The 20718-nt window shown below is 75.6% G+C and carries 12 protein-coding genes, 2 tRNA genes and 1 pseudogene; 10 read left to right on the forward strand and 5 right to left on the reverse strand.

All coding sequences use genetic code 11. From position 1 onward, the window contains the following. Window positions 1–289 precede the first annotated feature (289 nt). Both ACFY2K_RS33360 and ACFY2K_RS33365 read right to left on the reverse strand, forming a co-directional pair. Window positions 290–1576: pseudogene (locus ACFY2K_RS33360) on the reverse strand (SpoIIE family protein phosphatase); the annotation flags it as partial. A gap of 170 nt (window positions 1577–1746) precedes the next feature. After that, a complete protein-coding gene (locus ACFY2K_RS33365) occupies window positions 1747–3132 on the reverse strand; it encodes an NAD(P)/FAD-dependent oxidoreductase (protein WP_380595283.1) in 1386 nt (461 codons plus the stop codon). Window positions 3133–3670: 538 nt separating this feature from the next. Between ACFY2K_RS33365 and ACFY2K_RS33370 the strand changes: the two genes are divergently transcribed. Both ACFY2K_RS33370 and ACFY2K_RS33375 read left to right on the forward strand, forming a co-directional pair. Then, window positions 3671–4543, forward strand: coding sequence for a TetR/AcrR family transcriptional regulator (locus ACFY2K_RS33370; RefSeq protein ID WP_380645047.1), 873 nt, complete (start codon window positions 3671–3673; stop codon window positions 4541–4543). A gap of 433 nt (window positions 4544–4976) precedes the next feature. After that, entirely contained in the window at window positions 4977–7235 is a 2259-nt protein-coding gene (locus ACFY2K_RS33375) for a sigma-70 family RNA polymerase sigma factor (RefSeq protein ID WP_387716402.1), read from the forward strand. A 93-nt stretch (window positions 7236–7328) separates the two neighbouring features. Here the strand turns inward: ACFY2K_RS33375 and ACFY2K_RS33380 are convergent, their stop codons facing one another. The 3 genes from ACFY2K_RS33380 to ACFY2K_RS33390 all read right to left on the reverse strand — a co-directional run bounded on the left by ACFY2K_RS33380 (window position 7329) and on the right by ACFY2K_RS33390 (window position 11066). Further along, window positions 7329–8033 (reverse strand): DsbA family oxidoreductase, encoded by a 705-nt coding sequence (locus ACFY2K_RS33380; RefSeq protein ID WP_375892929.1) that lies wholly within the window; start codon window positions 8031–8033, stop codon window positions 7329–7331. A 128-nt stretch (window positions 8034–8161) separates the two neighbouring features. Continuing rightward, window positions 8162–8683, reverse strand: a complete 522-nt coding sequence (locus tag ACFY2K_RS33385; protein ID WP_375892927.1) for a universal stress protein — start codon at window positions 8681–8683, stop codon at window positions 8162–8164. A 223-nt stretch (window positions 8684–8906) separates the two neighbouring features. Then, window positions 8907–11066, reverse strand: a complete 2160-nt coding sequence (locus tag ACFY2K_RS33390) for an asparagine synthase-related protein (protein ID WP_387716404.1) — start codon at window positions 11064–11066, stop codon at window positions 8907–8909. A gap of 771 nt (window positions 11067–11837) precedes the next feature. Here ACFY2K_RS33390 and ACFY2K_RS33395 point away from each other — a divergent pair. The 8 genes from ACFY2K_RS33395 to ACFY2K_RS33430 all read left to right on the forward strand — a co-directional run bounded on the left by ACFY2K_RS33395 (window position 11838) and on the right by ACFY2K_RS33430 (window position 20680). Beyond that, window positions 11838–13265: an MFS transporter gene (locus ACFY2K_RS33395; RefSeq protein WP_375892924.1), complete on the forward strand. Its 1428-nt coding sequence runs from the start codon at window positions 11838–11840 to the stop codon at window positions 13263–13265. An 87-nt stretch (window positions 13266–13352) separates the two neighbouring features. Next, a tRNA-Ser gene (locus ACFY2K_RS33400) sits at window positions 13353–13414 on the forward strand. 430 nt (window positions 13415–13844) lie between these two features. Further along, the gene (locus ACFY2K_RS33405; RefSeq protein ID WP_387716406.1) at window positions 13845–15422 is read left to right on the forward strand and encodes a TROVE domain-containing protein; all 1578 of its coding nucleotides are present in this window, start codon (window positions 13845–13847) and stop codon (window positions 15420–15422) included. A gap of 447 nt (window positions 15423–15869) precedes the next feature. Further along, window positions 15870–17105 carry an L-2-hydroxyglutarate oxidase gene (gene lhgO, locus ACFY2K_RS33410; RefSeq protein WP_380530238.1) on the forward strand — a complete coding sequence of 412 codons (1236 nt, stop codon included), beginning with the start codon at window positions 15870–15872 and terminating at the stop codon, window positions 17103–17105. A 104-nt stretch (window positions 17106–17209) separates the two neighbouring features. Beyond that, window positions 17210–18040 carry a tRNA (guanosine(46)-N7)-methyltransferase TrmB gene (trmB, locus tag ACFY2K_RS33415; protein WP_380530235.1) on the forward strand — a complete coding sequence of 277 codons (831 nt, stop codon included), beginning with the start codon at window positions 17210–17212 and terminating at the stop codon, window positions 18038–18040. 116 nt (window positions 18041–18156) lie between these two features. Beyond that, window positions 18157–19494 (forward strand): PrsW family intramembrane metalloprotease, encoded by a 1338-nt coding sequence (locus tag ACFY2K_RS33420; RefSeq protein ID WP_380644757.1) that lies wholly within the window; start codon window positions 18157–18159, stop codon window positions 19492–19494. Window positions 19495–19581: 87 nt separating this feature from the next. Next, window positions 19582–19655 (forward strand) — tRNA-Met (locus ACFY2K_RS33425). 197 nt (window positions 19656–19852) lie between these two features. Beyond that, the gene (locus ACFY2K_RS33430; protein ID WP_380530229.1) at window positions 19853–20680 is read left to right on the forward strand and encodes a hypothetical protein; all 828 of its coding nucleotides are present in this window, start codon (window positions 19853–19855) and stop codon (window positions 20678–20680) included. Window positions 20681–20718: the final 38 nt, after the last annotated feature.

A 20718-nucleotide genomic window follows, 5' to 3' on the forward strand; every position in this document is an offset into this window, starting at 1 on the left:
ACGTTTCAAACTCTAGCCGATCCCCGCTCCGAAAAGCGAATCCGGCCGCAATCCGATAAACAGCGCACGCCGAATAAGCACCGAGCCGAGACGCGAAAAAGCGAAACGACCGGCACGAACCGGAAGTGGTGTTTCAAGGGATTGGCTGCCGCGGGGCCGTCCGCGCAGATGCGTGTCCGGTGCTCCATGACAGGCAGCTCGAAGAACACTAGACCTCTGGAGTGGCCGAGTCAAGCACGGCAAGCGAATTTTCGGTGCCGCCCGCGGTGCCGCCCTCGGCGCCCTCCCTGCCCTCGTCCGCCGGCAGCTGGAAGGCCAGGACGGCGACGTCGTCGTCGTGCTCCGAGGTCACGCCCATCGCCCGGAGGAGCCGGGCGCAGATCACCTCGGGGGCGCCGACCGCGCCGGTGAGGGTGCGGGCCAGCAGGTCGAGGCCCTGGTCGATGTCCTCGTCGCGGCGCTCGACCAGTCCGTCCGTATAGAGGACGCCGGTGGTGCCGGGGAGCAGGCGCAGGGTGTGGGAGACGTGCAGGCCGTCCCCGGTGCCGAGCGGGGGGCCGTTCTGCTCCTCGCTGCGCAGGATGGTGCCGTCGGGGCAGCGCAGCAGCATGGGGAGGTGGCCGGCCGACGCGTAGGAGAGGGTGCGGCGGCTCGGGTCCCAGACGGCGTAGGTGCAGGTGGCGATCTGGTTGGCGTCGATCTCCATGGCGAGGCCGTCGAGCAGGCGCATCACCTCGTGCGGGGGGAGGTCGAGGCGGGCGTAGGCGCGTACGGCGGTGCGGAGCTGGCCCATCACGGCGGCGGCCCGCAGGCCCCGGCCCATGACGTCGCCGATGACGAGTGCCGTGCGACCGCCGTCGATGGCGATGACGTCGTACCAGTCGCCGCCGACCGCGGCCTCGGCGCCGCCCGGCTGGTAGGTGGCGGCGACCCGCAGGTCGGCGGGCTGGTCGAGCTTCTGCGGGAGCAGGCTGCGCTGGAGGGTGACGGCGGCCTCGCGCTGGCGGCGTTCGGCTTCGCGCAGGCGGGCGGCGGCGAGCACCTGGTCGGTGACCTCTGCCGCGAAGATCAGGACGCCGGCGGGCGGGCCCTCGGCGGGGGTGTCGCCGGTGTCGCCCGGGCCGAGCGGGACGCAGGAGACGTTGTAGTAGCGGTTGCCGGTGAGCCCGAGGATGCAGCGCGCCTTGACGCTCCGGGGGCGGCCGCCGCGGATGACCTGGTCCATCAGGGGCAGGACGCCCATGGTGCCGAGTTCGGGGAGGGCCTCCCCCGCGGGCAGGCCGGTGGGGCGTTCGCCGAAGAGTTCGCGGTAGGCCCGGTTGGCGTAGCCGAGCTGGTGGAGCGGGCCGTAGGTGACGGCGACCGGGGCGGGGATGCGGTTGAGCACCTCGCGCAGGTTCTGCGGTTTGAGGGGGTCGAGGAGTTCGGCGGTGGCGGCGGGGCTGGTGGGGTCCCGGGGGCCGGGGACGACGATGCCGTCGGTGGAGGGCGTGCCCTCGTCGGTGCCGGCCCCGTTGGACGGGGCGGCACGCCAGGGGACTCCGGTGAGCCGGGCGCTCCAGCGCATGAGGTTCAAACGACGGCCGCTTCCTCGTTTTCCAGGCATATCATCACTTTTTGTGTGCACAGCATCACATGGGGTAATGACCAGTTCGGGCTGATCCTGTCAGGCGGAGGCCCGGTTCCGGAAGTCGCGCGCCCGGCGTGGCCGTCGGTTCGGCTCCGGACCCCTGGCGGCGGGGTCACTCATCGGGGGGCGTCCGGCCCGGCACCGGACGGCCGCTCCGGCCCGGAATCGAAACCGCCCTCGAAGGCCGAACGCGGGTTCTCCATCGCCCCCAGCGAGACCACCTCGCGGGAGAACACCCCGCCGAGCACCCAGTCCATCAGCACCCGGACCCGTCGCTCCGCGCTCGGCAGCCGCCGCAGGTGCCGGGCCCGGTGCAGCCACCACGCCCGCCGTCCGGTGAGCCGGCCGCCGCGCCGGGTGTGGGCGACGGCCCGGTGCAGCCCCAGCGAGGTGGAACAGGCGGCCGGCCCGGGGCGGTACTCGACGAGGCCCGGCGCGTGCGGTCCACCCGCCAGCGCGACCGCGATGTTGCGGGCGAGCAGCTCGGCCTGGGCGAAGGCGTGCTGGGCGTTGGGCGCGCAGGGTGCGCCGTCCGCGTTCGGGTCGGGTACGGCGGCGCAGTCGCCGGCCGCCCAGACCCCGGGCAGTGCCCGCCCGTCCGGGCCGACGGCCTGGAGGGTGGCCAGGCAGCGGACCCGGCCGGCCGTGTCCAGCGGCAGGTCGGTGTCGCGCAGCAGCGGCGAAGGCCGGACGCCCGCCGTCCAGACCAGGGTGCGGGCGCCGAAGCGGCTGCCGTCGGAGAGCGTGGCGACCCCGTCGGCGGCGGACTCCAGGGTGGTGCGCAGGCGGACGTCGACACCGCGTTCGCGCAGCTGGCCGAGGGTGTGCTCGGCGAGGTCGGCGGACTCCTCGGCGAGGATCCGGTCGCCGGACTCGACCAGGACCCAGCGCAGGTCCTCGGCGCGGACGTTGTGGTAGCTCCGCACGGCGGTGCGGGCCATGTCCTCCAGCTCGGCCAGCGCGCCGACGCCCGCGTAGCCGGCGCCGACGAAGACGAAGGTGAGCGCGGACTGCTGCAGGGCCGGGTCGCGGGTGGCGGAGGCGAGGTCGAGCTGCTCCAGCACGTGGTTGCGCAGGTGCACCGCCTCGCCGACGGTGGAGAAGCCGAGCCCGTGCTCGGCCAGGCCCGGCACCGGAGCGGTGCGGGAGACCGACCCCGGGGCCACCACCAGGACGTCGTAAGGGAGTTCGAGCGGCGCCGGGGTCTCGCCGGGGCTCGCGGCGTCGGCCAGGGCGCGCCGGGCGGCGTGTTCGACGCGGGTGATCCGGGCGGTCACCACCCGGCAGTGCGGCAGGGCCCGGCGCAGCGGGACGACCACGTGCCGGGGATCGATCGAACCGGCCGCGACCTCGGCCAGCAGCGGGTGGTAGGTGGAGTACGCCTGGGGCTCGACCACGGTGATCTCCACCTCGCGGCGCCGCAGCTGTTCCCGCAGGACGCGCTGGAGGTGGAGTGCGGTGGCCATCCCGGCGCAGCCGCCGCCGACGATCAGGATCCTGATGGTGCACCTCCTGCCGGTGTGACGATTCGTCCCGGCCTCGCGGCCGGGGGTGTCCCCCCATCACGCCCCCCTATGAAGGACCGTCGGGGGTGGTCTTGTCCACAGTCCGTACGGGGCTGGTTGCGACGGAAGTGACGGGCGTGGCCAGTTGTGCTTCCCGGGCGACTTTCTGACGCACTTTCGGCTTCGAAGAGCCGTGAACTATGGTCGGATTGTGTGCCGGAGCGGCCACCGCCATGACAACCGGCGGCGACGCACCGTGGAGCGGCCACTACGGCCAGTTCCAGCGTTGGCGCGAGATCCCGACTGGGGGAGAGTCATCCGGGGAAGGGTAGTTCCCGGACGAGGCCCCGGTCGGTGCCGACGCGCCGAGCCGGACGCCGATGCGGTCCGGCGGCACGACCGTGGTCACCGGAACGCGACGGGCGGCACGAGCAATGGGTCATCTGGTCACTTCTGACGAGCTGAGCTGCACCGGGGGGTGCAGGGGCGGGCGACGACAGGGTCCGGTTTCGGACGCCTGCGGGGGAGAGTTGGGATGATGGAACAGAAGCAGGCATTGGGGCGGGCGAGCACACCGCACGCCGGACAGGGCATGGTCCCGGAGCAGCGCGGCCCGGTGGACCTGCCACCGGGCGGGATGTCGTACGCGGCGGTCCCGTACCGGACGGAGCCCCCGCAGGCCACCGCGCCGGTACCCGGGGCCCGGCTCCGGGTCGACGCGCGGCGGAACCTGGAGAGCGTGCTGCGCGCGGCCCGGGAGGTGTTCGGCGAGTTCGGCTACGGCGCTCCGATGGAGGAAGTGGCGCGCCGGGCCGGGGTCGGGGTCGGCACGGTCTACCGGCGGTTCCCGAGCAAGGAGGTGCTGGTCCAGCGGATCGCCGCCGAGGAGGTGGCCTGGCTGACCGCGCAGGCGCGGGAGTCGCTGTACGGCGGCGACGGCGCCTGGGAGGCACTGGCCGGCTACCTGGCCCGGGCGGTCGGCACCGGGGCGGGGCGGCTGCTGCCGCCGGAGGCGTTCCGGTACGCGGAGGAGCTGGGCCGGGTGCCCGAGCAGCGGGCTCCGGAGGCGCCGGCTGCCGTGCGCTTCGACCTGCGCGGCGAGGAGTCGCACTCCGGGGCGCCGGTCGAACCCTCGGCGGCGGACGCCGATCCGCGGCTGCTGCTGCAACTGCTGGCCGCCCTGGTGGCGCGGGCCGGTGCGGCGGGCGAACTGCGGCCGGGCGTCACGGTGTCGGACGTGGTGCTGGTGCTGACCGCGTCGGTACCGGTGCACGCGGCGCGGCCCTCGGTCACGGCGCCGCCGTCGGCCGGTTTCACGGCGACCGGTCCGCAGCCCGACGGTCAGTCGGCTCCGGGGCCGTCGGACCGGCTGCTGCAGCTCCTGTTGGACGGTCTGCGGGCCCGCTGACCCCGGCTCGGACCGCCCCGGGGCACGGGGCGGTGCCGGTCGCGTCGGTACGGGCGTCGGTCCAGGCACGGTCGACGCACCCGACGGGCCCGGGAGTTGGACGGGACCCGGACAGGAATCGGACGGGACTCGGACGGGAGTTGCGCGGGACACCGGCGCGCGGACAGGGCACGCGCGCCGGGTGCGGCCATCGTGCGACCCCGCGCAACACGCTGGGCGAACACGGCGCGAGGGCCCCTCGGAAGAGTGGGTACCGGCCGGTCCGGCTACCGCCCGTCCCTGCGCTATGCCATCCTTTGCCCGTGGTTGGAGCCAATGTCCCGATGCGCGCCCTTCGCGCGCCGTCGGCGCCGTACGCCGGGGAACCGTGCGCCTACGCACTCCCGCGCGCCCTGCCACACTACGGGGGCTGTCGTGGAATCTGGGGTCCGTTGTGAGCGCCGAGGAACAGAACGACTACGGGTACGGCCTCGACTTCGGGGGCTACTCCGGTAGCGCGGCCGAAGGGTCCGCCGCGGGCCCCGGCGGCACCGGGGCCGCCCAAGTACCCGGCGCCGCAGCCGGTTCGGGCCCGACCCCCGGTTCGAGCCCCGGACACGTCCCCGACCAGGCCGGGATGCCCAGCCGCGAGACGCTGTCCGCCTCCGCCGCCGCGCTGCCGCCCGGCCGGGTGCCCGGCCAGGCCCCCGCCGGCCGCGGCCGCGTCGCCCCCGAGGCCTTCGTCGGCGACGGGCGGACCGCCCGGCCCGGCGCCCGGCCCACCGTCCCGGCCCCCGCCGACCCGGTCGACGGCGACCGCCCGCCCTCCGACGCCGAGTTGACCGCCCGGGTCCGGGCCGGCGACGACCGCGCCTACGAGGAGATCTACCTCCGGCACGCCGACTCGGTGCGCCGCTACGCCCGCACCTGCTGCCGGGACAGCTTCACCGCCGAGGACCTCGCCGGCGAGGTCTTCGCCCGCACCCTGCAGGCGCTCAAGGCGGGCAAGGGGCCCGAGTTCGCCGTCCGCGCCTACCTGCTGACCGCCGTGCGCAACGTCGCCGCCGCCTGGACCCGCAGCGAACGGCGGGAACAACTCGTCGACGACTTCGGCGTGTTCGCCCAGACCTCGGCCGCCGTGGTCGACTACGACCTGGCCGACCCCGGCGCCGACGCCTGGGCGATGGCGATGGCCGACCAGCGGATGGTCATGCAGGCCTACGCCGAACTGCCCGAGGACGACCGGATGGTGCTCTGGCACACCGAGGTCGAGCAGGAATCGCCCAAGACCGTCGCCGTGATGCTCGGCAAGACCGCCAACGCCACCGCCGTCCAGGCCCACCGGGCCCGCGACCGACTGGCCGCCGCCTTCCTCCAGGCCCACGTCTCCGGCAGCCAGGCCGGCAGCTGCGAGGCCTACGCCAACCGGCTCGGCGCGTACGCCCGCGGCTCACTGCGCAAGCGGGCCTCGGCCGAGGTCGGACGGCACCTCAAGGAGTGCGACCGCTGCACGGCGGCCTGCCTCGAACTCGCCGAGATCAACACCGGCCTGCGCGCGCTGCTGCCCGGCGGCGTGCTGGTCTGGGTCGGGGTCGGCGGGTTCAGCGCCGCCGCGGCCGCCCTGGGCGGGGCCGCCGCCGTCGGCGGTGCGGCCGCCGCGGGCACGGCGGCCGCGGCGGCCGGCTCCTCGGGCACGTCCGCGGGAACCGCGGGGGCGGCCGGCGCCGCCGGTGCCTCCGGCGCGTCCGGCGGCAGCGGGGCCGGCGCGGGTGCCCTGGCCGGCGAGGGCCTCGGCACCGCCGCCAAGGCCGGGATCGCCGCCGCCGTGGCGGTCGCGGCCGCCGCCGTGGCCGCGTACGCGCTGACCGGCTCCCCCGAGCCGACGCCCCCGGCCGCCGCCCCGCCCGCCAGCAGCGCGCCGGTCGCCCCCGCCCCGGCGTCCCCGGCCCCGGTGCCCCCCGCGTCCGCACCGCCCGTCCCGGCCCCCGACAGCGCCGCCCCGGAGCCGCCCGCGACCAGTCCGAGCGCCGCCCCCAGCCCCGGCCCCAAGCCCAGCGCCAGGGCGAGCCAGGCGCCGGCGACCACCCGGGCACCGCGCAGCGAGCCACCCGCGGTCACCCCCGCACCACCCGCCGTCCCGGTGCCGACCCTCCCACCGGTGCCGACGCCCGAGGTCCCCGTCGTCCCGACGCCGACCCTCCCGCCGGTGCCCGAACCGACCGTCGCCACACCCACCCCGCCCAGACCCACCCCGCCCGCGCCCAGCGACTACTGGGGCGACTCGCTGCCCGTGGTCAAGCCCGGCCACCACCGGATTCCGCCCGAGGGGCCGAGCATCCGGCAGCAGGGCAGCGACCGGTTCTGGCAGCACGACGGCGGCTGGATCGGCGGCGAGTACCACCGGCACGCCATCACCGTGCACGCGCCGGCCACCACGCTGATCGACCTCAACCGCGGCTGCACGTCCTTCGACGCGGTCGCCGGGGTGGACGACGCCACGCTCAGCCCCGGCGGGGTGGTCTTCACCGTCCAGTCGGGCGACGGCGGCACCCTGTGGCGCTCCCGGATCCTCGCCGCCGGGGACGACGCGGTGCCGGTGCACGTGCCGCTGGCCGGGCAGAAGTCGATCCGGCTGGTGGTCACGCCGGCGAGCGGGATCTGGTCGGCGCTGAACGTCGCGGACTGGGCACAGGCCCGGTTCCGGTGCACGTGACGGCCTGAGAGGTGACGGTGAAGGGGCCCGGGGCCCGTTCCGGCTGGTTGCTCGGAACGGGCCCCGGGCCCCTCGTCACTCGGCTGCCGGGCGTCAGACCGCGCAGGAACCGTCCGCGCAGGCCTCACCGGCCGGGGCGACCTGCACCGGTACCGGACGGCGCTCGCCGATCTCGGCGGCGACCTGCTCCAGCACCTTGCGGAAGGTCTCGGCGTCCTGCCCGCCCTGGACCGCCCACTTGCCCTCGAACACGAAGGTCGGCACGGCGGTGATGCCCAGCTCACGGGCCTCGGCCAGCTGCGCCCGGACCTCGGCGGTGCCCTCCTCGCCCGCCAGGTAGGCCGTCACCCGCGCGCGGTCCAGGCCCGCCGCGACGGCCACGTCGGCCAGCGCGGCGCGGTCGCCGACGTCCACGCCGTCGGTGAAGTGCGCCTTGAGCAGCGCCTCCTTGAGCCGGCCCTGCACCTCGGCGCCGTACTCGGCCTCGGCGAGGTGCAGCAGGCGGTGGCCCAGGAAGGTGTTGGCGTGCAGGGCCGCGTCGAAGTCGTACGTGATGCCCTCGGCCAGGCCCAGCTCGGCCACCCGCGCGTCCATCGCGACGGACTGCGGGCCGTAGCGCTCGGCCAGCCAGGCGCGGTGCGGGCTCGCCGTCGCCGGGGCGTCGGGGACCAGCTGGTACGGGCGGTAGACGACCTCGACGGCCTCCTTGCCCGGGAAGTCCGCCAGGGCCTGCTCGAAGCGGCGCTTGCCGATGTAGCACCAGGGGCAGGCGATGTCGGACCAGATCTCGACCTTCATGTTCGGGGGGCTCCAAGGGGCGTCTCGTGGCGGATGTACGAGATAGGTGAACGATGAACCATCTCGGTACATTCCCGACACCGCGCCGGAAGGCCCCGGGGTCGCTCGATCGCGCCCCGGCGATACGGTCAGCCCTCGGCCGGCGCGGGGACCACCAGGACCGGGCAGGCCGCGTGGTGCACCGCCGCCGAGCTCACCGAACCCAGCAGCAGCCGGACGAACCCGCCGTTGCCGCGGGTCCCCACCACCAGCGTGTGCTGCCGGGTCGACGCCTCCAGCAGCACCTCGATCACGTTGCCCAGCACCACGTGCAGCGACAGCTCCCCCTCGTACGGCCGGACCCGCTGCCGCAGCACCGTCCCCACCGCCCGGCGCAGCCCGTCCGCCATGCTCTCGACCAGCGTCTCCACGCTCTCCTGCACCAGCTCCGCCATGCCCGGCGGGTAGCCGGCCGGCGCCGGGTTCACCACGGCCAGCACGTACAGCGGAAGCCCGAACAGCTCCGCCTCCGTCATCGCCCGGTCCAGGGCCCACAGCGAACCGTCCGACCCGTCGCAGGCCGCCAGCACCCCGGGCGGCCTGCCCGTCGGCGGCCGCCCCAGCACCGACAGCACCACGGGAACCTCCCGCCCCGGGCCCACACCGCCCACCGCACACGCTCCTCACCGCGGACACAGAACCACGCCATCATCCCGCCCGGCCCCTGCCCCGCCCGGCGACGCCGCGCCGGGCGGGGCGGGGCGGGGTCGGGGGGTGGATTCGGGCGGGCCGGGGGCTGGGCGCAGGAAGTCGGAGCGGCCGACTTCCTGCGCGCGGGGCGGGAGCGGGACGGGAGCGGGGCAGGACGAGCGGGGCGGCCCGGCGGCTGTGGGGTCAGGGGGTGAGGGCCGGGGGTTGGGGGCGGGGGAGCCCGGTCCAGCAGGCGCCGTGGCGGCGGGCGCGGAGGCGGCGGAGCCAGAGTTCGGTGGAGACGAGGTCGGCCAGGCCGGCCAGGGCGGCCGGGGAGAGCGGGGTGGCGGGGTCGGTGGAGTGGGCCAGGCCGGCGCGGACGGCGGGGAGGTCGATGAGGCCGGCCTCGGCGAGCAGGGGGGCGTCGAAGAGCTCGGCGAGCCCGTCGGCGGCGAGGCGCAGGCCGGCCCGGGTGGGGGCGGTGCGGTCGGGGCGGGGGCCGCGGCCCCAGTCGGGGGGCAGGTCGGTGCGGCCGGCGCCGGTGAGGACGGCGTGCAGGAGGGCGTGCCGGGCGCCGGGCTGGAGGCGGACATCGTCGGGGAGCAGCCTGGCGGCGCGGACCACCTGGTTGTCGAGGAAGGGCGCGTGCAGCCGCTGGCCGGGCCGTTCGGCGGCGTGCAGGAGCGTGCGGTAGGAGCGTGCCTGGCGGTAGAGGGCGTGCCGGGCCCGGTGCGCGCCCGGGTGTTCCTCGGGCGCCGGTCGGCGCGCCGCCAGCCGCAGTCGGAGGGCGACCGAGGAGAGCGCCTCGTCGGAGAGCCAGCGGGCGGCCGGGCCGGGGACGCACCAGGCGAGGTCGACGGCCGAGCGGTCGCCCGCGGTGCCGCCGCCGTCGGGGACGTGCCGGGCGGTCAGCTTGGCGGCGGCCTCGTCCAGTGCCTCGGCGTAGCGGACCCGGGAGAGCCGGTGGGCGGCCCGGACCACGGTGAGCGGGGTGCGCAGCGCGCCGGTCAGCACGCCCGCGGCGGCCCGGTCGACACCGGCCAGGGCGGCGACCGGGGGCAGCAGTTCGCGGGGCCGGCCGGCCCGGATCAGGTCGGCGAGCCGGGCCGGGTGGCCGTCCAGGACCTGGCGGGCGCCGTAGCCGGTGAGGTGGTCGGTGCCGCCGGCGTCGAAGCGGGCTCCGGCCCGGGCGGCGGCGACGAGTTCGGGGCCGGGCTCGTCGGTGAGCGGGCCGGACTGCGGGTCGGTGCGCAGGACGGCGTACGGGAGGGTGTCGGGGCCGGGGTCGAGCACGGTGTGCCGCAGCCGCGGGGTGTCGGGGGCGAGCGCGAGGCTGGTGGGCGCTTCGGTCTCGCCGAGCGTGACGGCGGCCAACTGCTCGGGGGTGGACGGGCCCTGGGCGGCCTCCCGGGCCCAGGAGCCCTTGACCGCGCCGCTCCTGGCCCCGGCGGCACTCCGGCCGCCGGTCGCGGTCGGCCCCGTCGACGCACCCGGAGCACCAGCCGGCACCGGCGGCAGCGGCACGGCGGCCGCGAGCAGGGCCACGGTGGCGGAGGCCGTCCCGTACGAGAGGTCGACGCCGAGCCGGGCGCGCCCGGCCGGGTCGGTGGCCGGGGCGGGGGTGCGGACCCGGGAGCGGACGGACTCCAGCAGGGCGCGGGTGAGTTCGCGGATGGCGGGGGCCTCGTCGCGGGGCTGTTCGGCGCCGGGCGGCTCGTCGTAGGCGTCGAGGTACGGGCGGCCGCCGCGGACGGCGAGCACGTGGCCGGGCGGCACCCGCTGGACGCCCAGGTACGGCGTGCCGGTGCCGAGCGCCTCCGGGGACTCCGGGCAGGCGAGCCGGGCGGCGAGGTGGCCGGTGTCCAGCGCGGCGCCGACCAGGTCGGCGAGCGGGAGGGCGGCGGTGGCGTACGCGGTGCCGCCGGCCCAGGGGGTGTGGAAGACCGGCTGGGCGCCGGCGAGGTCGGTGAGCAGCAGGGTGGAGCGGGCGCCGGTGCGCAGCACGACGGTGTAGCTGCCGGGCCAGGCGGTGAGGTGGCGGACGGCGCCGCCGCGGGCGGCGGCGAGGCCGGCGGCGAGTTCGGCGTCGGTGGCGCCGCAGTGGCCGAGGACGGCGAGCCGGGTGGTGGCGGGGGTGTCCTCGACCGGGTCGGGGGTGGTGGGGCCGGTGCTGACGACGGGGCGGGCGCCGGGGCGGAGGGTGACCAGGCGGATCTCCTCGGGCCGCCAGTCGCCCACGGCCCAGAGCGGGTTGGGGCCGGTCCACAGGGGGCGGGCGGCGATCGGGGCGACCGTGGCGAGGGCCTCGTGCACCGGCGCGCCCGGCCGGGGCGTGCCCGTGCTCCAGCCCGTCAGCCACCGCATCGCGCCTCCACCGGACGAGGACCTGCACTCGCGCGGCGCGTCCGGCGCCGGGCGGGCGGCCGGGTGGGTGCCGGGGGCGGCCCGTGGGCGCGTCCGGGCGTGCCCGCGTTCCGGCGCGCCGTCTGGAGACATCGTGCCACCACCGGGCGCTGCCGGGGCCGGTGTTGTCGGTTCCGCTTCCGTTTCGACGGGCCCGGCGCGGGTGTCGGGCGCGGGAAGGCGACGGGGCCCGGGCGCGGGGAGGCGGCGAGGACGGCGACGGGGGCGGGGTCGGGGGGTGGATTCGGGCGGGCCGGGCCTCCCCCTCCCCGGCCCGGACCGCCCGGGCGCACGCCCTTGACATGGGCATCGCGAGATGGCCGAAAGGCGTCGCCCCGCCCGGGAGGGCATCCGCATGCCCTCCCGGACTTCGCCGCCACCCGCGGGGATTGAGGCGGCGGCGTCCCCCGGCCCGCCGGGTCCTCGACGGCGGGCCGACCCACGACCACCAGCGAATCGCCGAGCAGCCGGTAGGGCCAGGGGGCACGGCCGGGCGCACATGAACACGGGACCGGAGCACGACGCTCCGGCGCACGGCGCGGCCGAACCGCTCCGGGTGGTCCGGACCAACCCCCGCGGCGGCCCGGCGCCGCGCCGCCGGGTGCGCGATCCCGCCATCCGGAATGCGGCCTCTTAACCGTCGGAACGCGTCCGACTACTCTAGGTACAGCAGCTACGGCCCGGTGCCGCCCGGGCCCCGCGCACAAGGCCGCAGGAGGTGCCGCCGCCACCATGACCGTCAGCCCACGAGGACCGAACGAACGGCTCGGCACGCTCCTGACCCTCGCCCAGATCAGCAACGCCGGACTGGCCCGAAGGGTCAACGACCTTGGCGCGCAACGCGGTTTGACGCTGCGGTACGACAAGACCTCGGTCGCGCGCTGGGTCAGCAAGGGCATGGTCCCGCAGGGGCCCGTCCCGCACCTGATCGCCACCGCGATCGGCGGCAAGCTCGGCCGGCCCGTCCCGCTGGAGGAGATCGGCCTGGGCGACACCGACCCGGCGCCCGAACTCGGCCTGGCCTTCCCGCGCGAGGTGGCCGACGCGGTGCGCTCGGCCACCGACCTGTTCCGGGTCGACCTCGACCTGCGCCGCGGGCCCGGCGGCGGCCGCTGGAGCGACAGCCTGGCCGGCACCTTCTCGGTCGCCGCGTACGCAACGCCCGTCTCCCGCTGGCTGATCAACCCGGCGGACGGCTCGGTGGCCCGCGACGTGCCGCGCTCCCCCAGCGAGAACTCCTCGTACCGGGTCGGCCACTCGGACGCGGTCAAGCTCCGCGAGGCCGCCCAGGAGGCCCGCCGCTGGGACTCCAAGTACGGCGGCGGGGACTGGCGTTCGTCGATGGTGCCGGAGTGCCTGCGGGTGGAGGCGGCGCCGCTGCTGCTGGCCTCGTACAGCGACGCGGTCGGCCGGGCGCTGTTCGGCGCGACCGCCGAACTGACCAGGCTGGCCGGGTGGATGGCCTTCGACACCGGCCAGCACGAGGCCGCCCAGCGGTACTACATCCAGGCCCTGCGGCTCGCCCGGGCCGCCGCCGACGTGCCGCTCGGCGGCTACGTGCTGGCCTCGATGAGCCTCCAGGCCGGCTACCGGGGCTTCGCCGAGGAGGCCGTCGACCTCGCCCAGGCCGCGCTGGAGCGCAACCGCAGCCTGGCCACCGCCCGGACCATGAGCTTCTTCCACCTGGTGGAGGCACGGGCCCAGGCCAAGGCCCGCAACGCGGCAGCGTGCGCGACGGCGCTCGGCGCGGCGGAGAGCGCACTCGAACGAGCACGCGCCGGGGACCCCGATCCGGCGTGGATCGACTTCTACGCCTACGACCGGCTGGCCGCCGACGCCGCCGAGTGCTTCCGCGACCTCGGAGTGCCCTCCAAGGTCCGGCAGTTCACCCGCGAGGCACTGGCCAAGCCCACCGAGGGCTACGTCCGCTCGCACGGCCTGCGGCTGGTGGTCTCGGCGATGGCCGAGGCCGAGGCGGGCAACCTGGACGCCGCGGTCGCCGCCGGCGAGCGCGCCGTCGAGGTGGCCGGCCGGATCTCCTCGCAGCGCAGCCGGGAGTACGTGGTGGAGATGCTGCGGCGGCTGGAGCCCTTCCAGGGCGAACGCCGGGTCCGCGAGCTGACCGAGCGGGCGCGGGCGGTGATCGTCGCTCCGGCGTGACGTCCGAGTGGCGTGGCGTTCGGGCCCGGCGATAAATGGGGTGCACCTGCGGGAGGGGACTGGATATGTTCTCTCTCGTCCAGGTGCGCAGGCGGAGGTTACTTCCACTCTTAATGGGCGTGTCGCGGGTTCGAGTCCCGTCACCGGCTTCGGGCCGGTGTAGCTCAGTTGGCAGAGCAGCTATGTCACCTCAGCCGTCCTTGAACTCTGGACACCCATACCTGAATAGAATTCCGCACCTCCCGGTGCGCCGGCAGCGGTTACTTCTGTGGAGTGCCCCTTCAACGGGGTGCGTTGAAGCAAACCCAAAAACCGCAGCCGAATCCATTGATCTCGGGAGGCAGCTGCGCTTCGGAGTGCCCGGTGCGCAGGCGGGGGTTACTTCGGATCTTGCGGTTCCGGGTTCAAATCCCGGGCGTGCCGTGCGCGAGCGCGGCCGCTAGCTCAATCCGGTAGAGCACAAGGCATATACCTCAGCCGACGTCGGTCGTCGTTCGACGACCGGCACGATCTCGGGCACCCCAGCCGCAGCATGCCTCCCTCCCGCTGACGACCGAGCACGCCGAGGGGGGCTGCAGCATGTCCAGGTTCAACATCCGCAAGACCAAGGCCAGTCCGAAGTCACCGGTGGCCACGACCGGGAAGCGCACCACCAACCACAACGGCGGCGTCGGATTCACCCGGGACGCCAAGTCCGAACTCTTCCTCCTCGCCGTGGCCAACATGGTCGGACAGGACACCTTCTACGAGCGCGGCGGCGCCCGCGACGACCGCTACACCGCGCTGGTGCGCGAACTCGGCGTCAGCGACCCGGAGTGGACCCTCGGGCTGCTGCGCTGGCTGCGGTACGGCGCGCAGCTGCGCACCGCAGCGCTGGTCGGCGCCGCCGAGTTCACCCGGGCCCGGCTGGACGCCGGTGCCCACGGGCACTCCCGGCAGGCCGTCGACGCCGTGCTGCGGCGGGCCGACGAGCCCGGTGAGCTGCTCGCGTACTGGACCTCGCGCTACGGCCGGGCGCTGCCCAAGCCGCTCAAGCGCGGCGTCACGGACGCGGTGCGGCGGCTGTACGACGCCCGCGCGCTGCTCAAGTACGACACCGCGGGCAAGGGCTACCGCTTCGGCGACGTCCTGGAGCTGACCCACCCGGCGCCGGACCCGGCCAAGCCCTGGCAGGGCGCCCTGTTCCAGTACGCGCTGGACCGCCGGCACCGGCCGGAGGAGGCCGTCCCGCCCGCCCTCGACCGGATGCTGACCGCCAACCGCGAGCTGCTCGCGCTGCCCGTCGGGGAGCGCCGGGCGGCCGTGACGGCGGAGGACGGCGCGGAGCGGCTGGCCGCCGCCGGGCTGACCTGGGAGGCGTTGGCGGGCTGGCTGCAGGGTCCGATGGACGCCGCGGTCTGGGAGGCGGTCATCCCGTCCATGGGCCCGATGGCGCTGGTGCGGAACCTGCGCAACTTCGATCAGGCGGGGGTGTCGGACGCGGTCGCGGCCGAGGTGGCCCGGCGGGTCTCCGACCGGGGCGAGGTGCGGCGCTCGCGCCAGTTCCCGTTCCGCTACCTGGCCGCGTACCGGCACGCGCCCTCGCTGCGGTGGGGGCACGCGCTGGAGACGGCGCTCGGCCACTCGCTCGCCAACGTGCCCGAGCTGCCCGGCCGGACGCTGGTCCTGGTCGACCGCTCCGGCTCGATGTTCGACCGGCCCAGCGCGCAGACCCAGCTCAACCGGGCGGACTCGGCGGCGATCTTCGGCACCGCGTTGAAGGTGCGGGCGGCCGAGGCGGACCTGGTCGAGTTCGGCAGCGTCAGCCGGGTGGTCGAGGTCGGCCGCGGGGAGGCGGTGCTGCGGGTGCTGGGGCGCTTCTCCAACCTCGGCGGCACCAACACCGCCCAGGCCGTCCGGGACCACTACCGGGGCCACGACCGGGTGGTGATCATCACCGACGAGCAGCCCGGCGCCGGGTACGGGGGCAGCGATCCGCTCACCGCCGTACCGGCCCACGTGCCCGTCTACACCTGGAACCTGGCCGGCTACGCCACGGGCCACGGCCCGAGCGGCGGTGCCAACCGGCACACCTTCGGCGGCCTGAGCGACGCGGCCTTCCGGCTGATCCCCCTGCTGGAGGCGGGGACCGACGCCGGCTGGCCCTGGGAGGTCTGACCACGACGCGGCCGGACGGGGGGCGGCGGCGACGCGCGGAGCCGGGGGGCTCTGCGCGGCGGCGCCACGGCCGCACAGAGGGGGGCGCGGCGCGCGGAGTCGGGGGGCTCTGCGCACCGCACCACGGCCGGTCCGGGGGGACCGGCCGATGCCCCGGGGGGCGAGGTGGGCGGCAGGACACTGCCGCCCACCTCGGCATGCCCCGGGCCGGCCGGACGAAGGACGAACCGACGAAGGACGAACCGACGAACGGACGAAGGACGCGTACCCGCGCAGCGGAGCCTTGACGGGCCGACCGCCGCGCGACGTCCGCCCCGCCCGTCACGCGGTCTCGACCCCCGCCCGGAGCCGTGGCAGCATCTGCGGCGGAAGCCGGGGCGGGGGGCGACGCACGCCGCCCGTACCGGCTTCGGCGACGGCGACCCGGCGGTGGACGAGGAGCGCAGCGTGGCGGACGACTTCGATGTCCTGGTGGTCGGCGGCGGGATCGTCGGACTGGCCACGGCGTACGCCCTGACCCGGGCCAGGCCCGGGCTGCGGCTGGCGGTGCTGGAGAAGGAGAACGGCTTCGCGGCGCACCAGACCGGGCGCAACAGCGGGGTGATCCACAGCGGCGTGTACTACCGCCCCGGCTCGTACAAGGCCCGCTTCGCGGTCGCCGGCGCCGCCGAGATGGTCGAGTTCTGCCGTGAGCACGGCCTCCCGTACGAGGTCACCGGCAAGCTGATCGTGGCGACCGAGGACGCCGAACTGCCCCGGCTGGCGGCGCTGGCCGAACGCGGGCGGGCGAACGGCATCCCGGTCACCGAGCTGGACCGGGCCGGGATCGCCCGGTACGAGCCCGCCGTGGTCGGGCGGGCCGGGCTGCACGTCGGCACCACCGGCATCTGCGACTTCCCGGCGGTCGCCACGGCCTACGCCCGGCTGGCCCGGGAGGCGGGCGCCGAACTGCGGCCCGGCACGGCGGTGCGGGCGGTGGCCCGGCGCCGGGACGGGGTGACGGTCGGCACCTCCGGCGGGGAGCTGCGCTGCGGGGTGCTGGTGAACTGCGCCGGGCTGCACAGCGACCGGATCGCCCGGCTGGCCGGGGACGACCCGGGGGTGCGGATCGTCCCGTTCCGCGGGGAGTACTACGAACTGGCCGAGCACCGGCGGGACTTGGTCCGCGGCCTGGTGTACCCGGTGCCCGACCCGGCCTTCCCGTTCCTCGGGGTGCACCTCACCCGGGGCATCCACGGGGACGTCCACGTCGGCCCGAACGCGGTGCCCGCGCTGGCCCGCGAGGGGTACGACTGGCGGACCGTCCGCCCGGGCGACCTGGCCGAGACCCTCGCCTTCCCCGGCACCTGGCGGATCCTGCGGCGGCACTGGCGGTACGAGGTCGGCGAGTTGCACCGCTCGCTGTCCAAGCGGGCGTTCACCGCCGCCGTCCGACGGCTGCTGCCCGCCGTGACCGCCGCCGACCTGGTGCCGGCCACGGCCGGGGTGCGGGCCCAGGCGGTGGCCCGGGACGGCTCGCTGCTGGACGACTTCGCCTTCGCCGGCTTCGACCCGGCGGACCCGCGCTCCCCGCGCCGGGCGGTGCACGTGCTGAACGCCCCCTCCCCCGCGGCGACGGCCTCGCTGCCGATCGGCCGCGAGGTGGCCCGCCGGGCCCTGGCCGCCCTGGAGGCCGGTGGCTGAGCCCGCCGCCGTACCGGCCCGGCGGAGCGCGCGGCCCCGGCCCGGATGAGCCCCGTCACACACCCCTCCGGGTGCCCCGCGCGGCCCCGTAGACTCGGTTGATTGTGACTTCCACCGCCCCGATCCCCCAGCAATCGCCGTCCGCCCGGCTGTCCGCGGCGCCGGCCGCCTACCCCGCGCCGATGTACCCGCACAAGGCCACCGAGGAACAGCACCGGGAGCGGCGGATCCGCAGCTTCCAGCCGCGCCGGGGCCGGATGACCAACGCCCAGGCGGGCGCCCTGGACCGGAGCTGGGAGACGTACGGCGTCCCGATCGACGGCACCCCGCTCGACCTCGCTGAGCTGTTCGACGGTCTGCCGGTCACCCTGGAGATCGGCTTCGGCATGGGCGAGACCACCGCCGCGATGGCCGCCGCCGACCCGTCGACCGGCATCCTGGCCGCCGACGTGCACACCCCCGGCCACGGCAACCTGCTCGGCATGCTGGAGCGGGACGGCTCGCGGAACGTCCGGCTGGCCGCCGGGGACGCGATCATCCTGCTGCGCGACATGCTGCCGGACGCCTCGCTGAACGGCCTGCGGGTCTACTTCGCCGACCCGTGGCCGAAGCCCAAGCACCACAAGCGCCGACTGGTCCAGCCGTCCTTCCTCGACCTGGTGCTGCCCCGGCTCGCCCCGGGCGCCCTGGTGCACTGCGCGACCGACTGGGAGCCGTACGCGGAGCAGATGCTGACGGTGCTGTCCGCCTCTCCCGAGCTGGAGAACCTGCACCCCGAGGGTGACGGGACCGGCTGGCTGGAGCCCGCGGACCACCCGGACGGCAGCGTCCCCGGCTACGCGCCCCGACCGGACTGGCGGCCGGTCACCAAGTTCGAGCGGGCCGGGATCGCCAAGGGCCACGTGGTGCACGACCTGCTGTTCCGCCGCCGCTGACCCTCCGGCAGCCGTTCGAACGGGCCGCGCCGGGCTGACCGGCCGGTCGCGGCCGGGACGAACGGTTCGTCCCGAGTCGTCCCGACCGGCCGCCGCCGTGGCCTACCCTGAGCCGCATGGGCAGCCCGCCCGGCGGCGGGCCCCGGGCGACCGCCCGCACCGCCGCCGACGCACCGGGTACGGTCCCGCGCACCGGCGTCACCCGGACCATCCCGGGGCCGCGGAGGCGCCGGGCCGACCGGCTGCTGTCCCGGCCCGGCGGCGCGGCACCGGCCGCCCCGACGGCCCTCGTCGCCGGTCGGCTCCCGGCCGGCCCGACCACGGCGCCCCCGGGCCGCGTCCGCTCGCTGGCGCTCTCCTCCGTCACCACCTCCGCCGTCCTGACCCTGGCCTGCTGCGGGGTGCTGATCCTGCACCTGGTCCAGCGGCAGACCGGCACCGTCGGACTGCTGGTGGGACTGGGCCTGGCGATGGTGCCGCTGCCCTTCGTGCTCGGTGGCCTGGCCTGGCTCAACCTGACCGCCCGGGTGCCGCTGCGGCACACCGTGTTCTGCCTCGGCTGGGGCGCCTGCGCGGCCACCACGATCGCGATCCTCGCCAACAACTGGACCGCCGACTACCTGACCGCCCACCACCACGCCTTCGGCGGGCTGCTCGGCTCCGGCGTCGCCACCCCGGTGATCGAGGAGAGCGCCAAGGCCACCGCCCTGCTGGTGCTGCTGCTGCCGCTCGGCCAGCGGCTGCGCTGCCACGGCCGCCGCTCCGGCCGCCCCTGCGCACCGCTGCTGCACCGGGCGCCCGCGCCCCGGCGCCCCCGCCCGTACCAGCGCCGCCCGGCCGGACCGCACGCCCGGGGCCGGCTGCGGCTCCGCCCGTACCTGCGGCCCCTGCCCTACCTGCGCCCGGCCCCGCCCGCCCCGGGCACCCCGGGCGCCGCGCACCGCCGCTCCCGGCCGCGCACCCTGGCCGCCGGGATGGTGCTCGGCGGGATGACGGCCTGCGGCTTCGCCTTCACCGAGAACGCCCTCTACCTGGGCCGGGCCTTCACCACCGACCAGCGCAACCGGCTGGACAGCATCGGCCTGGGCGATCCGCCCAGCCTGCGCGACTTCGACAGCACCGTGCAGACCTTCGTCCTGCGCGCCCTGCTCTCCCCGTTCGCCCACCCGCTGTTCACCGCGCTCACCGGGATCGGCCTGGCCGTCGCCCTGACCACCGGGCGGCGCTGGCTGGCCCGGCTGGCCGCACCCGCCGGGCTGCTGCTGGCGATCGTGCTGCACGGCACCTGGAACGCCGCCGCCGACCTGGGGACGGACGGGTTCCTGGTGGTCTACGGGGTGCTGATGGTGCCCTGCTTCGCGGCCCTGGTCGGCTTCGCGCTCTGGGCCAGGGCCCGGGCCGCACGGCACGGCGGGCGGTCCGGAGGGCGCCGCGCGGATCGGCACGGAGGGTGATACGTCAGCGCCGGAGGGTGAGTTGGGGCCGTCCTGCAGAACCGATTTCCCATCTCGGCGACTTCCCCGTATTGTTGTGTTCACCGACGCGGGGTGGAGCAGCTCGGTAGCTCGCTGGGCTCATAACCCAGAGGTCGCAGGTTCAAATCCTGTCCCCGCTACTCAGTAGCCGAAAGGGCCCGGAGGATTCGTCCTCCGGGCCCTTTCGTTTTCCCGCCACACTCAGGGCACGGTCCCGCCACGAAGCGGTAACGGCACCCCGTTTTCAAGATCTGCTGTCAGACCGCTCCCCCATACTGAGGAAAATTTCATCCAAGTGGGGGGCGGCGGGACCGTTCCCTGGATAAGGAACGACCTCATGCTGTCGAAGCGCCTGGCGAGCACCGCCGCGATCTGCCTCCTCCTGGGAGCCGGCACGGCCGCCTGTGGCGACAACAAGGACTCGGACAAGGCCGCGGCGCCCGCGGCCACCACCGCCGCGGCGGCCGCGACTCCGACCGCCACGCCGACTCCGACTCCGACCGTGGCGAAGCTCGACACGGACAAGCTGACCGCCCAGGAGATCGAGAAGAAGGCCAAGGACGCGCTGGCCGGCGCCACGTCGCTCAGGATCAGCGGCAAGATGGCGAGCGACGAGGGCGAGATGACCATCAACATGGTCATGGACTCGAAGGGCGCGTGCCAGGGCAGCATGGCGCTGCCCGGGATGGGCTCCTTCGAGCTCCTCAGCGACGGCAAGCAGTACTTCCTCAAGCCGGACGCCCAGTTCTGGAAGACCTTCGGCGGGCCTAAGGGCGACGCGGTCGCCGAGGTGTTCAAGGGCCGCTACCTGACCGGCTTCCAGGACGACCCGAAGATGAAGGACCTGACCGACTTCTGCAAGCTCACCGACGCGAGCAACCAGATGCTCGACGACGGCTCCAGCACCCCCACCAAGGGCAGCGCCGGCACCGTCAACGGGGTGAAGACGTTCAGCCTCCGACAGAAGGACGACAAGGGCGAGGAGTCGCTGCTCCACATCGCCACTGAGGGCAAGTTCTACCCGGTGCGGATGGAGAAGACCACCGGCTCCGACAAGGGCCAGGTCGACTTCACCGACTACGACAAGCCGGTCACCATCCAGGCCCCGTCGCCCGACAACGTGATCGACTACACCAAGTTCCAGGACAAGGTGAAGGGCGCCTGAGCGGCGCCCGCGAATAATCCGTTGCCCTCCCGACAGGA

The organism is Kitasatospora sp. NPDC001309 (assembly GCF_042896295.1).
Lineage (GTDB): Bacteria > Actinomycetota > Actinomycetes > Streptomycetales > Streptomycetaceae > Kitasatospora.